At 62.4% G+C, this 23977-nt stretch carries 20 protein-coding genes; 10 read left to right on the forward strand and 10 right to left on the reverse strand.

Translation table 11 applies throughout. From position 1 onward, the window contains the following. Positions 1 to 6: 6 nt before the first annotated feature. The 3 genes from AC07N4_RS24690 to AC07N4_RS24700 all read right to left on the reverse strand — a co-directional run bounded on the left by AC07N4_RS24690 (position 7) and on the right by AC07N4_RS24700 (position 4276). Positions 7 to 984 carry an ABC transporter substrate-binding protein gene (locus tag AC07N4_RS24690; RefSeq protein WP_096820810.1) on the reverse strand — a complete coding sequence of 326 codons (978 nt, stop codon included), beginning with the start codon at positions 982 to 984 and terminating at the stop codon, positions 7 to 9. Positions 985 to 1379: 395 nt separating this feature from the next. Continuing rightward, a complete protein-coding gene (locus tag AC07N4_RS24695) occupies positions 1380 to 2750 on the reverse strand; it encodes an aspartate aminotransferase family protein (protein ID WP_493066461.1) in 1371 nt (456 codons plus the stop codon). A gap of 32 nt (positions 2751 to 2782) precedes the next feature. Continuing rightward, complete coding sequence (locus AC07N4_RS24700; RefSeq protein WP_493066460.1) at positions 2783 to 4276, reverse strand: aldehyde dehydrogenase; 1494 nt, start codon at positions 4274 to 4276, stop codon at positions 2783 to 2785. A gap of 239 nt (positions 4277 to 4515) precedes the next feature. On the opposite strand from AC07N4_RS24700, the gene AC07N4_RS24705 reads away from it, so the two are divergent. Beyond that, complete coding sequence (locus tag AC07N4_RS24705; RefSeq protein ID WP_493066459.1) at positions 4516 to 5430, forward strand: LysR family transcriptional regulator; 915 nt, start codon at positions 4516 to 4518, stop codon at positions 5428 to 5430. A 3-nt stretch (positions 5431 to 5433) separates the two neighbouring features. On the opposite strand, the gene hrpB is transcribed toward AC07N4_RS24705, so the two are convergent. After that, complete coding sequence (gene hrpB / locus AC07N4_RS24710) at positions 5434 to 7953, reverse strand: ATP-dependent helicase HrpB (RefSeq protein ID WP_493066458.1); 2520 nt, start codon at positions 7951 to 7953, stop codon at positions 5434 to 5436. A gap of 361 nt (positions 7954 to 8314) precedes the next feature. Here hrpB and pmcY point away from each other — a divergent pair, with 361 nt between their 5' ends. Next, positions 8315 to 8734 (forward strand): periplasmic Zn2+ metallochaperone PmcY, encoded by a 420-nt coding sequence (pmcY, locus tag AC07N4_RS24715; protein ID WP_102620837.1) that lies wholly within the window; start codon positions 8315 to 8317, stop codon positions 8732 to 8734. A 15-nt stretch (positions 8735 to 8749) separates the two neighbouring features. Beyond that, positions 8750 to 9646: a cation diffusion facilitator family transporter gene (locus AC07N4_RS24720; protein WP_493066457.1), complete on the forward strand. Its 897-nt coding sequence runs from the start codon at positions 8750 to 8752 to the stop codon at positions 9644 to 9646. Here the strand turns inward: AC07N4_RS24720 and AC07N4_RS24725 are convergent. Beyond that, a complete protein-coding gene (locus AC07N4_RS24725; protein WP_493066456.1) occupies positions 9640 to 10659 on the reverse strand; it encodes a DUF6515 family protein in 1020 nt (339 codons plus the stop codon). The genes AC07N4_RS24720 and AC07N4_RS24725 overlap by 7 nt on opposite strands. 454 nt (positions 10660 to 11113) lie before the next feature. Here AC07N4_RS24725 and AC07N4_RS24730 point away from each other — a divergent pair, with 454 nt between their 5' ends. Both AC07N4_RS24730 and AC07N4_RS24735 read left to right on the forward strand, forming a co-directional pair. Continuing rightward, a complete protein-coding gene (locus tag AC07N4_RS24730; RefSeq protein WP_007909658.1) occupies positions 11114 to 11593 on the forward strand; it encodes an Lrp/AsnC family transcriptional regulator in 480 nt (159 codons plus the stop codon). Between the two features lie 106 nt (positions 11594 to 11699). Further along, positions 11700 to 11909, forward strand: coding sequence for a DUF2788 domain-containing protein (locus tag AC07N4_RS24735; RefSeq protein ID WP_003228500.1), 210 nt, complete (start codon positions 11700 to 11702; stop codon positions 11907 to 11909). Here the strand turns inward: AC07N4_RS24735 and AC07N4_RS24740 are convergent. From AC07N4_RS24740 to AC07N4_RS24755, 4 genes are all read right to left on the reverse strand, one after another. Further along, positions 11904 to 12539: a pseudouridine synthase gene (locus tag AC07N4_RS24740; RefSeq protein ID WP_096820804.1), complete on the reverse strand. Its 636-nt coding sequence runs from the start codon at positions 12537 to 12539 to the stop codon at positions 11904 to 11906. The two genes, AC07N4_RS24735 and AC07N4_RS24740, sit on opposite strands and share 6 nt — an antisense overlap. 72 nt (positions 12540 to 12611) lie before the next feature. Further along, positions 12612 to 14111 carry an AMP nucleosidase gene (gene amn / locus AC07N4_RS24745; RefSeq protein ID WP_192559068.1) on the reverse strand — a complete coding sequence of 500 codons (1500 nt, stop codon included), beginning with the start codon at positions 14109 to 14111 and terminating at the stop codon, positions 12612 to 12614. Between the two features lie 59 nt (positions 14112 to 14170). Next, a complete protein-coding gene (locus tag AC07N4_RS24750) occupies positions 14171 to 15820 on the reverse strand; it encodes an acyl-CoA dehydrogenase family protein (RefSeq protein ID WP_102620840.1) in 1650 nt (549 codons plus the stop codon). 95 nt (positions 15821 to 15915) lie between these two features. Continuing rightward, positions 15916 to 18264: a hybrid sensor histidine kinase/response regulator gene (locus AC07N4_RS24755; RefSeq protein ID WP_493066455.1), complete on the reverse strand. Its 2349-nt coding sequence runs from the start codon at positions 18262 to 18264 to the stop codon at positions 15916 to 15918. A 304-nt stretch (positions 18265 to 18568) separates the two neighbouring features. On the opposite strand from AC07N4_RS24755, the gene AC07N4_RS24760 reads away from it, so the two are divergent. The 4 genes from AC07N4_RS24760 to AC07N4_RS24775 all read left to right on the forward strand — a co-directional run bounded on the left by AC07N4_RS24760 (position 18569) and on the right by AC07N4_RS24775 (position 22089). After that, positions 18569 to 19366: a hydroxymethylpyrimidine/phosphomethylpyrimidine kinase gene (locus AC07N4_RS24760; RefSeq protein ID WP_039771996.1), complete on the forward strand. Its 798-nt coding sequence runs from the start codon at positions 18569 to 18571 to the stop codon at positions 19364 to 19366. Positions 19367 to 19384: 18 nt separating this feature from the next. After that, positions 19385 to 20008, forward strand: coding sequence for a thiamine phosphate synthase (gene thiE / locus AC07N4_RS24765; RefSeq protein ID WP_102620842.1), 624 nt, complete (start codon positions 19385 to 19387; stop codon positions 20006 to 20008). A gap of 17 nt (positions 20009 to 20025) precedes the next feature. Then, a complete protein-coding gene (hemL, locus tag AC07N4_RS24770; RefSeq protein ID WP_064599654.1) occupies positions 20026 to 21309 on the forward strand; it encodes a glutamate-1-semialdehyde 2,1-aminomutase in 1284 nt (427 codons plus the stop codon). 225 nt (positions 21310 to 21534) lie between these two features. Further along, a complete protein-coding gene (locus AC07N4_RS24775; protein WP_096820799.1) occupies positions 21535 to 22089 on the forward strand; it encodes a tetratricopeptide repeat protein in 555 nt (184 codons plus the stop codon). Between the two features lie 18 nt (positions 22090 to 22107). On the opposite strand, the gene AC07N4_RS24780 is transcribed toward AC07N4_RS24775, so the two are convergent. Continuing rightward, on the reverse strand, positions 22108 to 22437 hold the full coding sequence (locus AC07N4_RS24780) for a DUF1820 family protein (protein WP_077045543.1): 330 nt from the start codon (positions 22435 to 22437) through the stop codon (positions 22108 to 22110). Positions 22438 to 22571: 134 nt separating this feature from the next. On the opposite strand from AC07N4_RS24780, the gene miaB reads away from it, so the two are divergent. Continuing rightward, the gene (gene miaB / locus AC07N4_RS24785) at positions 22572 to 23900 is read left to right on the forward strand and encodes a tRNA (N6-isopentenyl adenosine(37)-C2)-methylthiotransferase MiaB (RefSeq protein WP_493066454.1); all 1329 of its coding nucleotides are present in this window, start codon (positions 22572 to 22574) and stop codon (positions 23898 to 23900) included. Positions 23901 to 23977: the final 77 nt, after the last annotated feature.

Here is a 23977-nt window from a genome sequence, read left to right on the forward strand (position 1 = left end):
AGTCTCCTAGAGCGGGCTGACGAAACGGTTATCCACCAGATCGTCGTTGCTGACGTTGTAGGGCTTGCCCTGCAATTCGCTGGCGGTTTCGTTGGCCAGTTTGATCAGCGGTGCGCTGTCACCCGGCGCGCCGGGTTTGCCCAGCAGCTTCTCGCTCATGGCCTGATCGTAGAAGCGCACGCCTTGCGCGGCGGCAGCCAGTTCCTTCGGATCGGACAGGTAACCGCCGACGCCCTTGGCCATGATTTCGTAGGCTTTCTGTGGATGGTCCTTGGTGTACTGCACCGCTTTGTAGAGACCGGCGACCAGCGCCTTGACGTCTTCCGGCTGCTTCTCGATCACCGTGCAGTTGAGCGCCACCACATCGACGATCACCCCCGGCGTACTGCTGCTGTCGATCAGCACCTTGCCCTGCTGCTTGTCGCGCACCATCGACAGATGCGGTTCCCAAGTCACGGCGGCCGGCACACGACCGGCGATGAACGCCGTGGCGGCATCGTCGGCGGTCATGTTCTGCACGGTGATGTCACTCATGCTCATGCCGTTCTTTTTCAGCAGGTACGACAGCCAGAACTGCGAGGTCGAACCTTCATTGACGGCCACGGCCTGGCCCTTGAGTTCTTGCAGGCTCTTCACGTTTTTGCCGACCAGCACGCCGTCGCCGCCATGGCTGTCATCCAGCGCGGCCACGGCCTTGAAGCAGAACTGCGGGCGGTACTTGAGCACTTCGTCGATGGTCGAGGCCGAGCCGGACAATTGCCCGGACGCCTGGGCGGCCATGTACATCGACGCTTCTTCGACCACCGGCAATTCGACGGTCAGGCCGTTTTCCTTGAAGTAGCCCAGATCCTGGGCCAGATACAGGGTGCCGTAACCGACCCACGTGGTGTGGCCGATCGACAAGGTGCCGGCCTGGGCGCCGGTGACTGAAAGGGCGGAAATCGCCAGAGGACATGCAAGACGGGTAAACAAGGACTTGTTCATGGAGCACTCCCAACGCTGTTGATTTAGTTGTCATGGGCAGTACGGCCAGCCGTGGTGTCGCGATTGCACGCTGCGGTCTCTGCTGGACTCTGGCGGGCAATGCCTTGGCTGGCGAAATCGATGTTGACCCAGGCTTGGCGTCAGGAAAACGAGGAAATAGTTAGACGCGAACGATGAAAAAACTGGGTAGTGCGCACCGCGAAAGGGCGCGTCGGGCGGGGGTGCCCGAGGTGGGTGCAGATTGGGAAAAGTCTGGCGGAGATCGTTCCCACGCTCCGCGTGGGAATGCAGCCCGGGACGCTCTGCGTCCCATTCGAGAGCTGGAACGCGGAGCGTCCCTTGAGGCGTTCCCACGCAGACGGTTCGACGCCTCGACGTGGGAACGATATTGGGAGTTAGAGCCGGCCGTATTCCTGCGCCGTACGATCCAGCGCTTTCAACGTCTTGCCCACCAGCTCGTCAATCTCTTCACGGCTGGCAATCAACGCCGGCGCCATGATCATTCGCCCCAGGGTCGAGCGAATGATCACCCCCTCTTCAAAACCGATCGTGCGGCAGCGCCAGGCGATGTCGTTCTCGTTGGCGAAGCGCTTGCGTGTCGCCTTGTCTTCGGCCAGTTGCAGCGCCGCGACCATGCCCGTGCCCTGGATATCGCCCACCAACGGGTGATTGCCGAACACCTCGCGCAGACACTGCTGCAGGTACGGCCCGATGTCATCCTTGACCCGCGTCACCACGCCTTCATCGCGCAATGCCTTGAGGTTGGCAATCGCCACCGCCGCCGCCACCGGGTGCCCGGAATAGGTCAGGCCGTGGGCGAATACGCCGCCCTGCTCCACCAGCACGTCGGCCATTTTCTTCGACAGGATCAAGCCACCCATCGGGATATAACCGGAGGTCAAACCCTTGGCGATGGACAGAGTGTCCGGCTCGAAACCGAAGTATTCGTGGGCGAACCATTCACCCGTGCGACCAAAGCCGCCGATCACTTCATCGGCACACAACAGCACATCGTATTTGCGGCAGATGCGCTGGATTTCCGGCCAGTAGCTTTCCGGCGGAAAGATCATCCCGCCCGCGCCCTGGAACGGTTCGGCAATGAACCCGGCAACCTTGTCCGCGCCCAGTTCGAGGATCTTCGCTTCCAGTTGCTGTGCCGCCCGCAGGCCGAATTCCGCCGGAGTCAGGTGGCCTTCGTGGGCGAAGAAGTACGGCTCGTCGATGTGCGTGATGTCGGGAATCATCCCGCCCATTTCGTGCATGAACTTCATGCCGCCGAGGGCCGTCGCCGCGAGGGTCGAACCGTGGTAGCCGTTCCAGCGGCCGATCATGATTTTCTTCTCGGGCTTGCCCAGCACCTGCCAGTAACGGCGCACGGTTCGGATCAGCACCTCGTTGGCCTCGGAGCCGGAGTTGGTGTAGATCGCGTGGCTGTAGTGCCCCGGCAGCAGGCTGAACAGCAGCTCGGAGAGCTCGATCACCTGCGGGTGAGTGGTGTGGAAAAACATGTTGTAGTACGGCAACTGCTCCAGTTGCCGGCTCGCCGCCGCGTTCAGGTCCTTGCGCCCGTAGCCGAGGTTGGTGCACCACAGCCCGGACATGCCGTCGAGGTAACGCCGACCGTCGTTGTCCCACAGGTGCAGGCGGTCGCCACGTACCATCACCCGTGGGCCTTCGTCGTTGAGGGCCTTCTGGTCGACGAACGCATGAATGTGGTGCGCTGCATCGGCGGCCTGGTAGTCGCGGGTTTCACGTGAGGTGGTCATCGCCGGATCTCCTTTTTTGTTGTGAGCGGCTGTCATGAGCGCAGTTGAAACCAGGTGGTTTTCAACTGGGTGTATTTGTCGAACGAGTGCAGCGACAGATCGCGGCCGAAACCGGATTGCTTGCCGCCGCCGAACGGCACGGTCACGTCCAGCGCATCGACGCTGTTGACCGACACCGTACCGGCTCGCAATTGCCGCGCCACCCGATGCGCGCGGTGCAGATCATCCGTCCACAGCGACGCCGCCAGACCGTAGACGCTGTCGTTGGCCAGTTGCAAGGCGTGGGCTTCATCATCGAACGGAATCACCGCCAGCACCGGGCCGAACACTTCTTCGCGAAACAGGCTCATGTGCGGCTGCACGTCGGTGAAAATCGTTGGTTTAATGAAGTTGGCCGAACCGTTGAAACTCAGCTGCCGCCCGCCGCAGACGCGGGTCGCGCCTTCGCGTTCGGCCTGGTGGATGAAGCGCAGAATGCTATCGGTCTGACGGGTGTCGACGATCGCCCCGGCCGCACTCGCCGGATCCAGCGGATCGCCCGGCTGCCAGCGCTCGGCCTGAGCTTTCAGTCGCTCGACGAACTCATCATGAATCGAGCGCTCCACCAGCAATCGCGAGTTGGCCGAGCAGACTTCGCCCTGATTGAAGAAGATCCCGAACGCGGCTTTCTGCGCCGCCAGATCCAGATCCTTGCAGTCGGCGAACACCAGATTGGCGCTCTTGCCGCCGCACTCCAGCCACACCTGTTTGAGGTTCGACTGCGCGGAGTACTGCATGAAATATTTGCCGACCTGAGTCGATCCGGTGAACACCAGGCAATCGACATCCGGGTGCAGGCCCAGGGCTTTACCGGTTTGTTCGCCGAGCCCCGGCAGCACGTTCAACACACCGGCCGGCAGCCCGGCCTCCAGCGCCAGTTCGGCCAGACGCAATGCGGAAAAAGGTGATTGCTCGGCGGGTTTGAGGATCACCGAGTTGCCCGCCGCCAGCGCCGGGGCGAGTTTCCACGCGGCCATGTCCAGCGGGAAGTTCCAAGGCACCACGGCGGCGACCACGCCCAGCGCTTCGCGGGTGATGGTCGCCAGCACGTTCGAGGCGCTCGGCGCGACTTGATCGTAGAGTTTGTCGAGGCTTTCGGCGTACCAGCGAAACACCCCGGCGGCGCCCGGCACGTCGATGTTGTAAGCGTCCATCACCGGTTTGCCCATGTTCAACGAATCGAGCAGCGCCAGCTCTTCGCGATTGGCCAGAATCAGATCCGCCAGACGCAGCAGCACTTGCTTGCGCTCGGTCGGTGAACGCCCGGCCCAGGTGCCGGCCTCGAATACCTGCCGCGCATTGCGCACCGCCGCGTCGACATCTTCTTCACCGCACGCGGCGACGTTTGCCAGAAGCTGGCCGGTGGCCGGGTTGATCGCGGCAAAGGTCTGCCCCGACTGCGCTGAACGCAACTTGCCGTCGATCACGGCCTGATCGGGAAAACTCAATTCAGCGGCCTTGCGCTGCCAGTCTGCAAGCTCGAACACGGTGGTTGCTCCTTGGACTTTTATTCTTTTGAGAACAGTGCGGAGTCGATAGTCGCTCAGGCCCGTGCGAGCTAAAACCAGTAAAAATGTCTTCGCAGACAATAAAAAAGGTAACCAGCCGATAGCCCCCTCGCGCGCGTATGGGGCTATTGTTCAGGGACAAAAAAACCGCCGACAGAACGGAGGCCGGCGGCGTACAAATTGCTTGGATGTGGAATCCGTTCGCTTTGAGGTTCACCGTGGCCGCTTACAACCTGCGTCAGTTGAAATACTTCATCACCACCGTCGAATGCGGCAGCGTCGCCGAAGCCTCGCGCAAGCTGTACATCGCGCAACCGGCGATTTCCACGGCGATCAAGGGGCTGGAAGACAGCTTCGGCGTGCAACTGCTGATCCGCCATCACGCTCAGGGCGTGTCCCTGACGCCGAGCGGTGCACGGTTCTTCCGCAAGGCCCAGGAACTGCTGCGCATGGCCAAGGAGTTCGAACAGAACGCCCTCGCCGACAACAACGTGGTGGCCGGGCAGATCGATATCGGCTGTTTCGAAACCGTCGCGCCGCTGTACTTGCCACAACTGATTGCCGGCTTCTCGGCGCTGTATCCGGGGGTGAAAATCCGCATCCGCGACGGCGAACAACAGGAACTGGTGCAAGGCCTGACCTCGGGCACCTTCGACCTCGCGATCCTGTACAAGCACGACCTCGACGCCACCATCGAAACCGAACCCTTGATGCCGGCCCAGCGGCCTTACGCCCTGCTCCCGGCGGATCACCGCTTCGCCCAGCTCAAGCAGGTTTCGCTGCGGGACTTGTGCCTGGAACCGATGATCCTGCTCGACGTGCAACCGAGCCGCACCTACTTCGTCAGCCTGTTCGAAGAGCTCGGCCTGTCACCACGCATCGAGTTCAGCTCGCCGTCGATCGAAATGGTGCGCGGCATGGTCGGCCAGGGTTTCGGCTTCTCAATCCTGGTCACCCGCCCGCACTCGGAATGCACCTACGACGGCAAGAAAGTCGTGTGCGTCGACATCGTCGAAGACGTCACCGGCTCAGGCCTGGTGGCCGCGTGGCTCAAGCGCGGACAACTGACCAAACCGGCGCAGTTGTTTGCCGATTATTGCCGGGAGCAGCTGACCGCCAAGGCCAGTCGCTGAACCTCACGTACCGCGCGGTTTGGCCCGCGCAGTGGCTTCAGCCACCAGCGGATCATCCGGCCAGTAATGCTTCGGATACCGCCCCTTCAAATCCCTCTTCACTTCCGCATAGGTGCTGCGCCAGAAGTTGGCCAGATCCTGCGTCACCTGCACCGGCCGCCGTGCTGGCGATAGAAGATGCAACTTGACCACTTGCCGCCCGCCGGCAATGCGCGGTGTGTCGGCGAGGCCGAACAACTCCTGCAAACGCACGGCGAGAATCGGTGGCTGCTCGCTGTAGTCGAGGCGAATCGACGAGCCCGACGGCACGCTCAGGTGATGCGGTGCCTGTTCGTCAAGTTGTTGCGGCAGTGGCCACGGCAGCAGATTGCGCACGATGCTCGACAGGTCGAGGTTGGCGAAATGGCTGAGCCGCGAGACCTTGCCCAGATAAGGCATCAGCCAGTCTTCAAGGGTTTTCAGTAGTGTGGCGTCGCTGACGTCCGGCCATTGGCTGTCGCCCTTGGTGTCCAGATCGAGCTGGCGCAGCAACGCGACTCGCGCCTGCCATTGGCGCAGCTCCGGGGTCCACGGCAGCAGTTCCAGACCCTTGCGCCGCACCAGATTGACCAGTGCCTGACTGCGGGCGTTTTCGTCGAGACCGGTCAGCGGTTCGCGGCTGAGGATCAGTTCGCCAACCTTGCGCTGACGCTCAGCACGCAGCACGCCCTCGCGTTCGTCCCAGTCCAGTTGATCGACGTTGTGTACCTGTTCGGCCAGCACCGAATCGAACAGCGCCGGATCAAAATCCGCCGCCAGATAAATCCGTTCCTCGCGTTGCCCCTGACGGCTGCCCAAGTCGGCAATGACGATCCACGGTTCTTTCATCAGGCTGTCGGCTTCGGCGAACAACGCCGCACGGCCGTTGGCCAGTCGATATTCGGCACCACCGGCGCGCCGCTGCTGGGCGACGCGGTCCGGGTAGGCCAGCGCCAGCAAGGCGCCGAGCCAGCGCGGGTGATCCGGGTCGGCGACCGGTTCACTCGCCTTACCGCGCAGATAACCACGATATTGCCGCGCCAGTTGCCGGGCGCGCTGCACGCCGCCCTGAGCACCGCGCGCCGCACGTTCTTCGCCGGACAGCAGCACCAGACGACTGTGCAGATCCGCCCCGGCGCCGCGCAAGATATCCCGCTCGCCGAGCAACGCAGCGACGTCGCACGCCATGGTCGCCAGCCCCAACGCCTGACCGCGTAGCAATAAATGCGCGATGCGCGGATGCGCCGGCAGTTCGGCCATGGCCTGACCGTGACGGTTGAGAGTTTCGCCGTCCAGCGCACCGAGGCGCTGCAACAAATCCTGCGCCTGTGCATAAGCGGCCGCTGGCGGTACGTCCAGCCAGATCAGATCACTCGGCGCCACGCCCCAACGCCCGAGTTGCAAAGCGAGACCGGCGAGATCCGCCGAAAGAATTTCCGCACTGCCATAAGCCGCCAGTTGCTCATGCTGATCCTGCGACCACAGGCGATAACACACGCCCGGTTCCAGACGCCCGGCCCGGCCCGCGCGCTGAGTGGCGCTGGCCCTGGAGATGCGTTGGGTGTCGAGGCGGGTCATGCCGCTGCCCGGATCGAAACGCGGCACTCGCGCCAGCCCGGCGTCGATCACCACGCGCACACCGTTGATGGTCAGGCTGGTCTCGGCGATGTTGGTGGCCAGCACCACTTTGCGCTGGCCAGCCGGGGCCGGGTCGATGGCGGCACGCTGGGCGTTCAGGTCGAGTTCGCCGTGCAACGGGCAGAGCAACACGTCGCTGCGCTCACCGATGGCGTCCGCCAATTGCTGATGAACACGCCGGATTTCCGCCTGCCCCGGCAGGAACACCAACAGGCTGCCGGTTTCGTCGTGCAGGGCTTCGAGCACCGTTTGTGTGACGCGTTGATCGATGTATTCGCCGGGCTGGAACGGCCGGCCCCAGCGCATCGTCACCGGGAACATCCGGCCCTCGCTGCGCAGGATCGGCGCGTCGTCGAGCAACCCGGCCAGACGTTCGCCTTCAAGGGTGGCGGACATCAGCAGAATCTTCAGCGGTTGTTCAGCTCGAAACAGTTCGCGACCGTTCAGACTGAGCGCCAGCGCCAGATCGGCGTCGAGGCTGCGTTCGTGGAATTCGTCGAAGATCAGCAGACCCACGCCTTCCAGCGCCGGGTCGTCCTGCAAACGCCGGGTGAGAATGCCTTCGGTGACCACTTCGATGCGCGTGTTGGGGCCGACCTTGCTGTCGAGGCGAATGCGATAACCGACAGTTTCACCGACCTTCTCGCCCAGTTCGCTGGCCAGCCGTTCTGCGGCTGCACGCGCGGCCAGTCGGCGGGGTTCGAGCATGAGAATGGTCTGCCCGTTCAGCCACGCTTCATCGAGCAGGGCCAAGGGCACGCGGGTGGTTTTACCAGCGCCGGGCGGTGCTTCGAGCACGGCTTCGTGGCGTGTCGCGAGGGCTTCACGCAGGGCGGGTAAAACTTCATCGATTGGCAACGAATTCATACTGGCTCCCCAGGGCGTGCCCACAGTAAATTGCGAGTCGCGTTAAAGCTGTGAGCGTGCCAGGCAAGGCGCGGGACGCAGGTAAGGGTCGTTTCCTTACCAAGTCCCGCAACGCAGCATGGCGCGCTCACAGCTTTAGCCCGGAGGGCCGAACCCCGGAAGGATTCGGTAGCCATCACGCGATATGGATCTGGAGAAAACAACTTCAATCCTCAACGTATTTCGATAGGGGTGAGACGGGGCCGCAATTTACTGTGGGCATGCCCTGCCGGGCCGAGTATAACGGCGAACTGCTGAGCGTTCGTCAGGGTCTTAACTTCACACGATGACGCTTCGTTAATAGATGACTCAGGAGATTCCCATGCGCTTACCTTTTCGCCTGATCGGCGGTGTACTGGTTGCCACCCTGCTCACTCAGATCACCGCGTGCGGTTCGATTTTCTATCCCGACCGGCGCGGCCAGATCGACGGCAAGATCGACCCGGCGATTGCCGTGCTCGATGCCGTGGGCCTGCTGTTCTATATCCTTCCGGGCGTGATCGCGTTTGCCGTGGACTTCACCACCGGCGCGATCTATTTCGAACCGGGCCACACGGCGCAGGTCGATCCGGCCAAGCTCAAGCAAGCCATCGGCCCGGACGGCCAGGTCGATAACCTCAAGTTGCAGGCTATTCTCGAAACAGAACTGGGCCGCAATCTACCGCTGGACGACCCACGGCTGATCCAGCACAAGGGCAGCACCCAGCAACTGGCGATGTTCGGCCTGCAACCTGCCGCATAAGGAATCAACGCACCCATGACCTCCAGCCCCGAACACGCCCGCCTGCTAAGGCTGGCGACCCGCGCCTCGGTGGCGGTGGCCTGTACGCTGATCATCGCCAAAGCCATCGCCTGGTGGCTGAGCGGTTCGGTGAGCATGCTCGCCGGCCTCACGGACTCGGCCCTCGATGGCGTCACTTCGTTGCTCAACCTGCTGGCGGTGCATTACGCGCTGCGCCCGGCGGATGACGATCACCGTTATGGTCACGGCAAGGCCGAATCCCTGGCGGGCATGGCGCAGGCGCTGTTCATTGGCGGCAGTGCGGTGTTGATCGCGTTTCAGGCTTATGAGCGTTTGAACAATCCGGAGCCGCTCGGCGCGCCATGGCTGAGCATCGGCGTGATCGTGTTTTCCCTGTTGCTGACGGCGGCGCTGTTGATGCTGCAGCACCGGGTGATCAAGCAGACCGGCTCCAACGCGGTGCGAGCGGACTCGCTGCATTACCGTTCGGACATGTTGCTCAACGGCAGCATTCTGATCGCGCTGGTGTTGGCCGGATTGGGTTTCGCTCAACTGGATGCGTGGTTCGGCCTGGGGATTGCGGCGTACATTCTTTGGAGCGCGATCCAGATCGCCCGGGAAAGTTTTTCGGTGCTGATGGATGAAGAACTGCCGGGGGATGTCAGTCAGCACATGCTCGAACTGGCGTGCGGCGTGCCGGGCGTTTTGGGCGCACATGATCTGCGCACACGAATTTCCGGCAATCACTGGTTCGTGCAGTTGCACCTGGAATTGCCGGGGGATCTGACGCTGTCAGTCGCCCATGGCATCAGCGATCAGGCGGCGGATGCGATTCATGCCGCCTACCCACGGGCCGAAGTGCTGGTGCACGCCGACCCGCAGGAAGTGGTCAAGGCCGCCAGGGCTCAATAACTGACCTGATAACCGCGACTGCTCAGGCAATTGCCCTGGGCCTGGCGGTAGGCCTGCACCACTTCGGGCGCGGGCTGGTAGGTCGCGGTGCGCGGATCGAAACCGCTTTGCTGCACCGCGTACTGATAGCACTGATAGCCGTCCTGCTGGACCTGCTCCGGCGACTGACCGTTGGCGGGATACGCTTCGACGTCATAGCCGTTGCTCGCCGGTTGCGGAGGTTGCTGCACCGGCGGCTCGACCACCACGTAATCCTGCGTCGCTTCCTGGTAGGCGTAGTACGAGCCTGCCGCCAGGAACAACAGCGAACCGCCGATCCACACTTCACGGGCGTAATCCGGCAGGTACTGGATACGAATACCGCGTGGCGGCTGAACCACGATGTAGCGCGGGCCTTGCGGGCGATACCAGTAACCGCCGGAGTAGAAGTAATCCTGGCCACGATATGGCACGCGGAAGTCACGATCCGGGAAACGGTCGATCACATGGCCCGGCCGGTATTGCGGGCCGGGGCCCCAGCCGTTGCCATGCCCGTCCGGACGACCCGGCCAGCGGTTGTCGTTGGGACGATTGCCGGTCTGCCAGTTCTGGTGGTAGCCATTCTGCGGACGCTCATCGCGGTAATAGCCCTGACGCGGTTCCTGAGTCTGGCGCACGGTGTCGGGGCGTGGCTGGATCGGCAGGCTGTTGGCCGGCAGTTGTGGCGGCGGTGGCGGTTGGCGAACCGGATTGGGATTGTAGGCCGGACGGTTCTGGTCGTGGTTCTGCCACTGGCCGTTGTTGTGCTGCTCGCCGTTGTGCTCGAACTGGCGGCTGTTGTCGCCGCGAATGATTTCGTTGTTCTGCGGGCGCGGCTGATTGTTGCCGCCGTGGCCCTGATTGTTTTCCTGATGTTCCCGCTCGCGTCCGCCATTTTCAGGGCCGCGATTCTGCGGCTCATCGGCCAGCGCTTGCGCGCAGACACTCACACACAGCACACCAACACTGGCCAGACGCCAGATACGCGACTTCATGAAATTCCTCACTGCGGGCTGGACCCTGTAATTAAGAGGGTTTGTAGCTAAGACCGGGAATGGGCACACCGGGTTCTGCTACAGGTTATCAGTCACGCCATTTATTTATTGAGCGAGCGAGGCCAAATTGCGGGCAAGAAAAAAGGGAGACCCGTCGGCCTCCCTTTTAGAGAACTTCGTCCTGGCTCGACGCTTTTGACGTCGGCTCACCTCACGCCGTCTTCTGGACAGTGTGCAGCTCGGGGGCCGGCACAACCCCGGTGGGGGTGGCGGCCGCGGCAGGCCGGATAGGGCGGGCCGCGTGGACTGTGTTACCGAGCAGTGATTCTGGTGATAAGAATAGGCCGGAGGCTGCGACAGATGATTGCGAAGATTGCTCAAATAAACATCACTTGCGCAATTTTTAACCCTGGATAGATAATCCGCCGCAATAGTTAGGACAAAGGACCGATTGATGAGCAAACTCGACCGTTACGACCTCAGCATTTTGGCGGAATTGCAGCGCGACGCCCGCATCTCCAACCAGGAACTGGCCGAGCGCATCGGTCTGTCGCCCTCCCCGTGCTCGCGCCGGGTCAAGCAACTGGAGGACGACGGATACATTTCGCGTCAGGTGGCCCTCCTCGATCGCAAGATGCTCGGCCTGAGCCTGACCGCCTACGTGCTGATCGGCATGGACCGGCACACGCCGGAGCGTTTCGAGAACTTCGAAGCAGCGATCCGCACCTTGCCGCAAGTGCTGGAATGCAGTCTGGTCACCGGGGTGGATGCCGACTATCAGTTGAAAGTGGTGGTGCCGGACATGGACCATTATCAGAAGCTGCTGCTGGGGCACCTGACCCGCATCGAAGGCGTGACCAGCGTGCGCTCGAGCTTTGTGCTCAATCAGGTGCTCAACAGCACCGAACTGCCGCTGACTCATTTGCGTAGCTGAAATCGACGAATGACTGCGGCACACCGACGCAGGTCAATGCTGCGTCGTTCGCCGCTGGCGTATACTCCCGGCCGCCCTTTCAGCCGCACAGCGCCGGAGATGCCCGATGGATCCAGCAGTATTTGAAGAGTGGATGATGACCGGTCTGGTCAGCATCCTGATCATTTTCATGGGTTTCATCGTCTGGGATCTGGCGAAGAAGTCCAAGGCCGGGCGCTTCGGCTCGTTCATTCTGTTCTTCGTGCTGGGCCTCGGCGTGGCCGCGTTCATCATCAAGAGCGTGGTGATCGGTCTGATCGAATCCGGCGCTCTATAAGCGAGCCGGCACTTCTTTCCACTGGCCCTGGTCGAGCCCTTCGATCGTCCAGTCACCAATCCTGACCCGCACCAGCCGCAATGTCGGCAGCCCGACCGCCGCCGTCATCCGCCGCACCTGACGGTTGCGGCCTTCGCGAATCACCAGTTCCAGCCAGGTTGTCGGAATCGTTGCACGAAAGCGTACCGGCGGATTGCGCGGCCACAGTTCAGGCTCCTCCAGTTGCCGCGCTTCAGCGGGCAAGGTCATGCCGTCATTCAGTTCGACGCCGTCACGCAGACGCTGCAACTGCTCGGCCGTCGGCACACCTTCGACCTGCACCCAATAGGTTTTCGCCAGTTTGTGCTTCGGATCGGCGATCCGTGCCTGCAACTGACCGTCGTTGGTCAGCAGCAGCAAACCTTCGCTGTCGCGGTCCAGCCGCCCGGCCGGGTAGATGCCCGGAACGTCGATGTAATCCTTGAGCGTCGCCCGCCCTTCGCCGTCGCTGAATTGCGTCAGCACATCGAACGGTTTGTTGAACAGGATCAGCTTCGGCTCGGCCGGTGGTGCCTTGGCGACACGGCGCGGGGCTGAAGAGGATGGCTTCGCGCCGGGGCGGCGGGAAGGTGGACGTGGGGGACGGGACATGGGCAAAACAACATCTGGCGATCTGGGCTGCTAATGCTAGTGCCCAGACCGCCAAATGACCACGACAAACCGTTAGCGGAACGGCGGCTCGTCGAAGCTGCGCAGTTTGCGCGAGTGCAGCGAGTTGAGTTCGGTGCGCAGCAGGTCCACCGCTTCGATACCGATCTTCAAGTGCTGGCTCACCGCGCGCTCGTAGAACGCGTTGGCCGAACCCGGCAGCTTGATTTCGCTGTGCAGCGGCTTGTCCGACACACACAACAACGTGCCGTACGGCACCCGCAGGCGATAACCCTGGGCGGCGATGGTGCCGCTTTCCATGTCCACGGCCACGGCGCGGGACAGGTTGATCAGCGGTCGTTCCTGGGCCCAGCGCAATTCCCAGTTACGGTCGTCGTAGGTCAGCACGGTGCCGGTGCGCAGGCGTTTCTTCAGGTCGTCGCCCTTCTCGCCGGTGATGTTGGCAGCCGCTTGTTGTAACGCCAATTGCACCTCGGCCAGCGCCGGGATCGGAATGTTCGGCGGCACCACCCGGTCGAGAATCCCGTCGCGACGCATGTAAGCGTGGGCCAATACGTAGTCGCCGATGGTCTGCGACTGACGCAGGCCGCCGCAGTGACCGATCATCAGCCAGCAATGCGGACGCAGCACCGCCAAGTGGTCGGTGATGTTCTTGGCGTTGGACGGGCCGACGCCGATGTTCACCAGGGTCACGCCGTGGCCATCGCTGGCGATCAGGTGATAGGCCGGCATCTGGTAGCGGTGCCAGACCACACCGGCCGCAATGGCCGAGGCTTCGCCGTGGTCCATGCCCTTTTCGATGATCACGTTGCCCGGCAACACCATGCGCACGAAACGCGGGTCGCGGCGCAATTGCTCAAGGCCATGAAGGATGAACTGATCGACATAGCGGTGGTAGTTGGTCAGCAGGATCCAAGGCTGCACATGGCGCCAGTCGCTGCCGGTGTAGTGCACCAGGCGACGCAGCGAGAAGTCGACGCGGGCCGCATCGAACAGCGCCAGCGGCAGCGGATCAGTGTTTTCCCAGTCGTAGAGACCGTCGGCGATGCCATCGGTGGCGGCGGACAGGTCGGTACTCGGGAACACCCGCGCCAGGACAGCCGCGGTGACGCCGGAGCCGGCCAGTTCATCGCCCTGCTCGACCACGTACGGGTACGGAATGTTCTGTGCGCTGACCCCGACTTCCACGGTCACCGTGAAGTCGTGCATCAGCGGCACCAGCTGTTCCAGCAGGTATTTGCGAAACGCCGCCGGGTGGGTGACGGTCACGCTGTAGGTGCCCGGCAACTGCACCTTGGCGTAGGCGCGGGTGGTCTGCGGGACTTCGCCCTGGCAGTGGTAGGTCAGACGCAGTTCGGGATAACGGAACAGGGCACGTTGCTCGGCGTCGGGCTCGACGCGATCCTTGAGATAACGCTTGAGCGCCGAGTTCAGCGCCGTGGTGGCCCGCTCATGGAGCTCGGCCAGACGATCCACGGCTTGTTCGGCGGTTTGAACGACAATAAACGCTTCGGTCACGATCAGCTTCCTGTGTTCTGACTTGCAGAGCTTCATCTTGCCTGCATCGTGGCGTCACGGAAACAGTGGCGTAATGGCTTTGTCGCAATCGCCCTTCAGAAACCTTGCGGTGTCGAGCGGGCGACGATGGACTCGACATCCAGCCCACGGGGCAAGGCACCGTAGACCCGGCCGCCACCGCTCAGACGACTGGCGATAAACGCATCGCTGACCGCCGAATTCCCGGCCTCCAGCAACAGCTTCGCTTGCAGCCCCAGGGCAATGTCTTCGGTCAATTGCCGCGCACGGTACTGAATGTCGCCGGTGTCCTTGAACGACGCCTGCAATTGCTGGATATGCGCGGCCAGCCGCTTGTCGCCATGGCCGTCGCCCAGCTCGTTGAACAGCACATCGAGCACGCCCGGCTCCTTCGACAGTGCACGCAACACATCAAGGCACTGCACGTTGCCGGAGCCTTCCCATGTCGAGTTCACCGGCGCTTCGCGGTACAGGCGCGGCAGAATGCTGTCTTCGACATACCCGGCGCCGCCCATGCACTCGGCGGCTTCATTGATCATGGCCGGCGCGCGTTTGCAGATCCAGTATTTGCCCACCGCCGTCACCAGTCGGGCGAACTGCGCTTCGTGGCGATCATTAAGATGATCCAGCGCCTTGCCCATGCGCAGGCTCAGGGCCAGCGCGGCTTCGCTTTCCAGCGCCAGATCGGCCAGCACGTTCTGCATCAGCGGTTGTTCGCTGAGCAATTTGCCGCCGACCTTGCGATGGGCGCAGTGATGACTGGCTTGGGTCAGGGCCTGACGCATCAGCGAACTGGAGCCGACCATGCAGTCGAAACGGGTCATCGCCACCATCTCGATAATGGTCGGCACCCCGCGCCCTTCTTCACCGACCATCCACGCCAGCGCACCACGGAACTCCACTTCGCTGGAGGCGTTGGACTGGTTGCCGAGTTTGTTTTTCAGGCGCTGGATATAGAACTGATTGCGCGTGTCGTCCGGACGATGGCGCGGCAACAGGAAACAGGTCAGGCCCTTGTCGGTCTGTGCCAGCGTGAGGAACGCATCGCACATTGGTGCAGAACAGAACCACTTGTGCCCCACCAGTTCATAAGCCTGGCCCGGGCCGCTGGCGCCGACCGGATAAGCCTTGGTGGTGTTGGCGCGCACGTCGGTGCCGCCCTGTTTCTCGGTCATCGCCATGCCGATGGTGACGCCCGCCTTGTGGGCCATGCCGACATTGCGCGGATCGTATTCGGTGGCGAGGATTTTCGGCAGCCACTGTTCGGCCAGATCCGGCTGCAAACGCAGCGCGGGAACACTGGCGAAGGTCATGGTCAACGGGCAACCGCTGCCGGCCTCGGCCTGGCTATGCAGATAGCTCATGGAGGCGCGGGCAACGTGGGCGCCGTCCTGTGGATGAGCCCAGGGCAACGACGTCAGGCCATGTTCGATGGCGGTGCGCATCAGCTCGTGATACGCCGGATGAAATTCCACCAGATCGACGCGATGACCGTAGCGGTCATGGCTGGCGAACACCGGTTTGTTCTGGTTGGCGAGGAACCCGGCCTCCATCAGCGGCCCGCCGGCCAACGCGCCGTAGGCATCGATCCGCGACTCGGCCCAGCCGGCGCCGAACCGCCGCGACCACTCCTGCAACGGCAGGTCGATGCGGTACAGGTTGGTGCCGTCCAGCGACGGTGGCTGGTTGGTGACTTCGTGGGTTTCGGCGAACTGATGCAGGTTCATGACGGGGCTCCTTGATCGGCCAGAGCTTCAGTTAAGCACCGCCCCCGAACCGATCAAAGTGTCATACCGGCCTAAATGCCGGCGCTTTCACCCTATCAACAACTCAACACCCGCCGTTGCATCGCAACCTGCAAGTCTTCGAATTTCACCGGTTTGCTCAGGTAATCGATCGAGCCGGCGGATGCGCAATGCTCTCGATCCACCCCCAGCGCGATCACGAACACCGGCAGGTTGGCGCAGCCCGGCAGGTCATGGATCTGGCAGCACAACGATGCGCCATCAAGCGGTGGCAGCTGGCAATCGATCAGCACCGCATCGAACGCTTCGCGCTGCAAATATTCGAGCGCCGCGGCACCATGGTCGGCAGTGCGCACGCGGAAACCGAGCTTGAGCAGCATGCCGCGCATCACCAACTGATTGACGCTGTTGTCGTCCACCAGCAACACGGTGCAGTCCTGCGGTGCGCGCACGGCATCGCGAACGAGCGTCGGCGCCGCTTCAACCGCCGGCAACTCAAACTCGACATCCAGCTGAAAGCGACTGCCGCGCCCCGGCTCGGAACGGTGCGTGAGCTTGCCGCCGAGCAGTTCCACCAGTTGTCGGCAGATCGCCAGACCAACGCCCAGGCCGCCGTACTCACGAGTCATCGAACCGTCGAGCTGGAAGAATCGCTGATACATCGTCGCCTCGCCCAGATCGGTGAAGCCGATGCCGGTGTCGATCACTGCAAAGGACAGCGCCAGACGATTGTCTGTCGACGGTTTACCGGTAACCCGTAGTGCGAGGCCACCGACGCGGGTGAACTTGATCGCGTTGTCCAGCAGGCATTCCAGGCATTGCGCGAGCTTGGCGCTGTCGCCCTGCAGACGATCCGGCAGAGTCGGCAGCACGTCGACCTTGAAGTCCAGCGACTTGCTCGAGGCGTTGCCATCGAACTGCACACGCAACGCCTCGACCACGGCGCGCAGGCTGAAACTGCCCGGCGTCGCCTTGAGCTTGCCGGCCTGCAGTTCGGTCAGGGTCAGGATGCCGTTGACCATGCGCATCATGTCCCGCGCCGAACCGGCGGCGGTCTGCTGGTATTGCTCCAGCTCCGGGTCCAGTTCGACGGTCTGCATCAACTCGAGTGAACCGATCACACCGTTCATCGGCGTGCGCAGTTCGTGGGTCAGGGTCGCGAGGAACTCGTCCTTGAGCTTGTTGCTGTGGGCCAGTTGCTGGTTGAGCACTTCCAGCTTCTGGCCGGCGTCGAACAGGGTCTGCGCCTGTTGTTCGCGCATCGCGTTGATGCGGTCGGCCAGCGCCAGCGACAGCAGCGCCACCTCGATGGCCGAGCCGATCTGGCTGGCGTACATGGTCAGGAACACGTTCGGCAGCAAACCCAGGACCATCATCGTGTTGACGATCCCGCCGAGCAGAAACGCTGACCAGGCGATGATGAAGTAGCGCGCCACTCGCAGGCCGCGCCACCAGGCGAGGATCCCGGCGGCGAAGATCACCACGGTAAAGGTCAGCGCCAGGGTCGTCGCCAGACGCAGGGCCAGGGCATAACTGGTCATCAGCGACAGACCGATTACCAGTGCGCCGAAGGCAATCAGGGCGATCAACAAACGGTCGAGCCAGCGGCTGTGGTTCTTGGTCTGCAGGAAACTGCGGGCGAACTGGCTGCCGAACAGCCCCGCGCAACCGATGAAGAACGGCGTCGCAGCGTTGGCCCACCAGGGGTTGTCCGGCCAGAAATACTCGACCGCCGCGCCATTGACCGACAGCTGATACAGGCCGAACGAGCCGATATAGAAGATGTAATAGAGGTAACTGGTGTCGCGCACACTGAGGTAGATGAACAGGTTGTAGACCAGCATCCCCAGCAGCACGCCATAAATCAGGCCCAGCACGTACAGGCGCACCGGCTGATCCTCGAGGTACGCGGTGCTCGACCACAACGTCACCGGCGCCTGGATCGAGCCTTCACTGGACAGCCGCAAATAGACGGTCTGTTGCTGGTCCGGCCGGAACGTGAGGTTGAACAGGTAGTTGTTCTGCCGGATCTCGCGACTGGCGAACGGCAGCGCGTCCCCGGTCTGGCGCACCAGGCGATAGTCACCGGCGGCATCGGGCAGATACAGGTCGAGGTGATCGAGCGGCGGGTAGGCCAGCTCCAGCAGCCAGGTACGCTGCGCCGCCGGATTGCTCGGGCGGTAATGCAGGTCGATTTTCAGCCAGAACGCCGAACGCGAGTAACCGGCATTGAGCGTGGCTTTATCGTGGGCCTTGAATTGTCCGGCAGCGGCTTGCGCGCGGACGTCGGCAATGCTCGCCTGACCGCTCGGGTCTTCGAACACTTGCAGGGATCGACCCAGCGGGAGGCTCTGGGTGAACTCGTCGAATTCGACGGCGTTTGCCAGGAGGGGCAAACAGAACAGCAACATCAACAAATAGCGCATTGAAGCCCCAGCGTGGCTTGTCCGGTTGTGTCAGGAAGCCCCCCATTCCCTTTGAGATGACGTAAAACCGGTATTACCTGTTATTGGTTTGGATCCACTCTAGCATAGCCGTTGATGGCCATTGAGCACCATGGAAATTTTTCCGACAAAGGCTCTAGAACGGGCGTTTCAGAGCAAAACACCGAGCTAGAGCTGTTGACTCGGTCAGATTGTGAGAACCCGTGTGGATCCGGATACCGAGGTTATCGGCCGAACGCTGTGCCACAACACCCGAAAAACAGGTTTGGTGGTAAGCTCGCGCACCATGAATATCTACAGCTCCCGCCCCGTTGTCCTCTGTCTCTCCGGCCACGACCCCAGTGGTGGCGCCGGCTTGCAGGCAGATATCGAAGCCCTGCTCGCTCAGGGTTGCCATGCGGCTCCGGCCGTCACCGCCCTGACCGTGCAAGACACCGTCAACGTCACTGACTTTCGCGTCCTCGACCGTGAGTGGGTACTGGCCCAGGCCAATGCCGTGCTCAACGATTCCGAAGTCGCGGCAGTGAAACTGGGCATGCTCGGTTCCCTGGAAATGGTCGACACCGTTGTCGAACTGCTTCAGGCGCACCCGCACTTGCCAGTGGTCTGCGACCCGGTGCTGCGCGCCGGCGGCGGCGGACGCCTGGGCAAGGACGAAGTCGGCTACGCCATGCGCGAACGCCTGCTGCCGCTGTCGATCATCGCCACTCCCAACCTTCCCGAAGCCCGGATCCTCGCCGAACTGCCAGAAGGCACCGCGGACGAGTGCGCTGAAAAACTCCTGCCGTTCATCAAGAACCTGCTGATCACCGGCGGTCACGGCGACGAAACCGAAATCCACAATCGCCTGTACAGCCGCGACGGCCTGCGCGAAACCTTCAAGTGCCAGCGCCTGCCCGGCAGCTACCACGGCTCCGGCTGCACACTGGCCAGTACCCTCGCCGGTCGACTGGCACTGGGCGAAAACCTTGCCAGCGCCGTGCGTACCGCGCTGGATTACACTTGGCGCACCCTGCGCGATGCCGAACAACTGGGCAAAGGCCAGTTCGTGCCGCGTCGTCTGCCGCTGGATTTCTGCTCGTAACGTCGTGAGGTCTGCCTGATGAAACTACGTGGCCTGTACGCCATTACCGACGGTCCGTTGCTGGCCGGCAAGTTCCTGCCGTACGTGGAGGCGGCGCTGGAAGGCGGCGTCACCCTCCTGCAATACCGCGACAAGAGCAGCGACGAAGCCCGGCGCTTGCGTGAGGCCGAAGCCCTGCGCGATCTGTGCGAACGCTACAAGACCCAGTTGATCATCAACGATGACGCCGAACTGGCCGCACGCCTGAACGTCGGCGTGCACCTGGGCCAGACCGACGGTCCGTTGTCACCGACCCGCGCCCTGCTCGGTTCGAAAGCGATCATCGGTTCGACCTGCCACGCGCAGCTTGAACTGGCCGAACAGGCCGCCAAAGAAGGCGCGAGTTACGTCGCCTTCGGTCGCTTCTTCAATTCCAGCACCAAACCCGGTGCACCGAGTTGCAGCCTCGATCTGCTCGACGAGGCCAAACGCACCCTGCACCTGCCGATCTGCGCGATTGGCGGCATCACCCTCGACAACGCCGCGCCGCTGGTGGCCCACGGTGTCGATCTGCTGGCCGTGGTCCATGGCCTGTTCGGCGCTGACAGCACCGCCGAAGTGACCCGCCGCGCCCGTGCATTCAACGAATTGTTCAAATCCTGATTTTTGAGAGCCCGATCATGTCTCGTTCCGAAACCCTGTTTGCCAACGCCCAGAAACACATTCCCGGTGGCGTGAACTCGCCGGTTCGCGCGTTCAAGAGCGTCGGCGGCACGCCGCTGTTCTTCAAGCACGCCGAAGGCGCCTACGTCACCGACGAAGACGACAAGCGTTATGTGGATTACGTCGGCTCCTGGGGCCCGATGATCCTCGGCCACAGCCACCCGGACGTGCTGGACGCCGTGCGTAACCAACTGCAGCACGGCCTGTCCTACGGCGCGCCGACCGCGATGGAAACCGAGATGGCCGACCTGGTCTGCTCGCTGGTGCCGTCGATGGAGATGGTGCGCATGGTCAGCTCCGGCACCGAAGCGACCATGAGCGCGATCCGTCTGGCCCGTGGTTTCACCGGCCGCGACAGCATCATCAAGTTCGAAGGCTGCTATCACGGTCACTCCGACAGCCTGCTGGTCAAGGCCGGTTCCGGCGCACTGACCCAAGGCGTACCAAGCTCGGCCGGCGTACCGGCCGCGTTCGCCAAACACACCCTGACCCTGCCGTTCAACGACATCGACGCCGTTGAAAAAATGCTCGCCGAAGTCGGCCAGGACGTCGCGTGCATCATCGTCGAGCCAGTGGCCGGCAACATGAACTGCGTGCCGCCGGCGCCGGGTTTTCTCGAAGGCCTGCGCAGCCTGTGCGACAAGCACGGCGTGGTGCTGATTTTCGACGAAGTGATGACCGGTTTCCGCGTGGCCCTCGGCGGCGCCCAGGCTTACTACGGTGTGACCCCGGACCTGACCACCTTCGGCAAGATCATCGGTGGCGGCATGCCGGTCGGCTGCTTCGGCGGCAAGCGTTCGATCATGGAGCGCATCGCGCCGCTGGGCCCGGTCTATCAGGCGGGCACCTTGTCGGGTAACCCGCTGGCGATGGCCGCCGGCCTGACCACCCTGCGCCTGATCAGCCGTCCAGGCTTCCACGCCGAACTGACCGATTACACCACTCGCCTGCTCGACGGCCTGCAACAGCGCGCTGACGCGGCGGGCATTCCGTTCGTGACCACTCAGGCTGGCGGCATGTTCGGTCTGTACTTCAGCGGCGCTGACGACATTGTTACTTTCGAAGACGTGATGGCCAGCGATGCAGCGCTGTTCGGTCGATTCTTCCACCTGATGCTGGAAGGTGGCGTGTACCTGGCACCGAGCGCGTTCGAAGCTGGTTTCACCTCGATCGCCCATGGCGAAGCCGAGCTGAAACTGACCCTCGACGCTGCCGAGCGCGCGTTCGCCAAACTGAAGTAATGGCTTGATCGCTGACGTTGGCCATTGCCAGCGTCAGCTTTCACCTACATTCCCGCGCTTTCTCCGACGCTTCTGCCAAAAATATCCCGCAAACCGGGTGATATATTCCCCACACAGCAGAAAATCGAGTAAAGACTTTGTAAGGTTGGCCCTGCTTATTTCATAATGCGCGCTTATTGGATCCCTCGATGGGTCCGCGCGCCCTTCAGAGGTAAGTCGATTCTCATGAACCGCACCGGCCGCACCCTTGCCTTGGGCTGCCTGTTGCTCCTTCAGCCACTGCTCGCACATGCACAAGCAGGCGGCAACTCGTTGTTGATCCCGGCGATGGGTCGTTGCACCCTCAATACTCAGCCGCAAGATGTCACGCAGGCCCTCGCCGCCTGCCAAAAGGCATCGGATGAGGGGGATGCGCAAGCGCAATACGAGTTGGGTGAGTTCTACTACGACGGCAAGAATGCGCCGCGCGACCTCAATCAAGCCCTGAGCTATTTCGAAAAGGCCTCGCTGCAAGGCCACGCCCAGGCGCAATTCAAGCTCGGCACCATGTTCTTCCACGGTGAAGGCGTGCAGGCCAACAACATTCAGGCGTACATCGTGCTGAAGATGGCCGCGGTCAACGGCGCAGAAGATGCCCTGGACACCGCCGACGAAGTCGCCGAGAAAATGCCCCGCGAAGACCTGGAAACCGCCACCCAGGTGCTCGGGCAAATTTTCCGTAAATACCTGATGGAACTGCAGAGCGCTGACGGCCGTACGCCGTTCTCGCCGCTTCCGTAGTCCCTTCTCCCGCCCCGCCTACTTCTCGGGCATCGGCACCGGAAACGGCATCACATTGCCGACCGCACCGCGAGCTTCGCTGATTTTCGGCGTACCGAGACGTTCCACTTCGTCGATGCGCACGATCGAATGCATCGGCACAAAGCTGCGCACCACGCCTTCGAACTGTGCCTTGAGCTTCTCTTCACTCGGATCAACGACGACCTGGGTGCGCTCGCCAAAGACGAACTCTTCCACTTCCAGGAAGCCCCACAGATCACTTTGATAGATCTGCTTGGCGTACATTTCGAACACCTGGCCCTGGTTGAGGAATATCACCTTGTAGATTGGAGCTTCGCGTTTGGTCATGGCGGGCGGACAACACATCGGGGTAAAAATGAGGGCGCGAACTATAGCATAGCCACTGGACGCGCAACGGTAGGAACCTGGGGACATGTTCCCTATAATGCGCGGTTCTTTGAATCACGTGACGACCCTATTCCATGGCCAAGAAGCTTTACATCGAAACCCACGGTTGCCAGATGAACGAGTACGACAGCTCGCGCATGGTCGATCTGCTGGGCGAACACCAGGCCCTGGAAGTCACGGCGCGGGCGGAAGACGCCGACGTGATTCTGCTCAACACCTGCTCGATCCGCGAACGCGCCCAGGACCGGGTGTACTCCCAGCTCGGTCGCTGGCGCGAACTGAAACTGGCCAACCCGGACATGGTGATCGCCGTCGGCGGTTGCGTGGCCAGCCAGGAAGGCGCGGCGATCCGGGATCGCGCCCCGTACGTCGACGTGGTCTTCGGCCCGCAGACCCTGCACCGTCTGCCGGAAATGATCGACGCCGCGCGCATCAGCAAGCTGCCGCAAGTGGACGTCTCGTTCCCGGAAATCGAAAAGTTCGACCACCTGCCCGAGCCGCGCATCGACGGCCCGAGCGCCTACGTGTCGGTGATGGAAGGCTGCAGCAAGTACTGCACGTTCTGCGTGGTGCCTTACACCCGCGGCGAAGAAGTCAGCCGGCCATTCGACGACGTGATCGCCGAAATCATTCACCTGGCCGAAAACGGCGTGCGTGAAGTGACCTTGCTGGGGCAGAACGTCAACGGTTATCGTGGCGCGACCCACGACGGGCGCCTGGCGGATCTGGCGGAACTGATCCGTGTTGTCGCCGCTGTCGACGGCATCGACCGCATCCGCTACACCACCTCGCACCCGCTGGAATTCTCCGACAGCCTGATCCAGGCCCACGCCGACGTGCCGGAACTGGTCAAGCATCTGCACTTGCCGGTGCAGTCCGGTTCGGACCGGATCCTGGCCGCGATGAAGCGCAACCACACGGCGCTGGAGTACAAATCCAAGCTGCGCAAACTGCGCGCTGCCGTACCGGGCATCTGCATCAGCTCGGACTTCATCGTCGGCTTCCCGGGGGAAACCGAGAAAGATTTCGAACAGACCATGAAGCTGATTGCCGACGTCGGTTTCGACTTTTCCTACTCCTTCGTCTACAGCCAGCGCCCGGGCACCCCGGCTGCCGACCTGGCCGACGACACCCCGGAAGAGCTGAAGAAAGAACGCCTGAACGCCTTGCAGCACCGTTTGAACCAGCAAGGTTTCGAGATCAGCCGACAAATGGTCGGTTCGATCCAGCGGATTCTGGTGACCGACTATTCGAAGAAAGACCCGGGCGAGCTGCAAGGGCGCACCGAGAATAATCGTATCGTCAACTTCCGCTGCGATAATCCGACCCTGATCGGCCAGTTCGCCGACGTGCACATCGATGCGGCACAACCGCACTCGCTGCGCGGCTCGCTGATCCAGTAACACCGCAAGGAGACCCCGCCAGACGGCTGAATCGGTGCCAGGCTTTTTAAGAGCTTTCGCACCCAGGCCACTGGCGT

This window comes from Pseudomonas sp. GW821-FHT09E04, assembly GCF_059416185.1.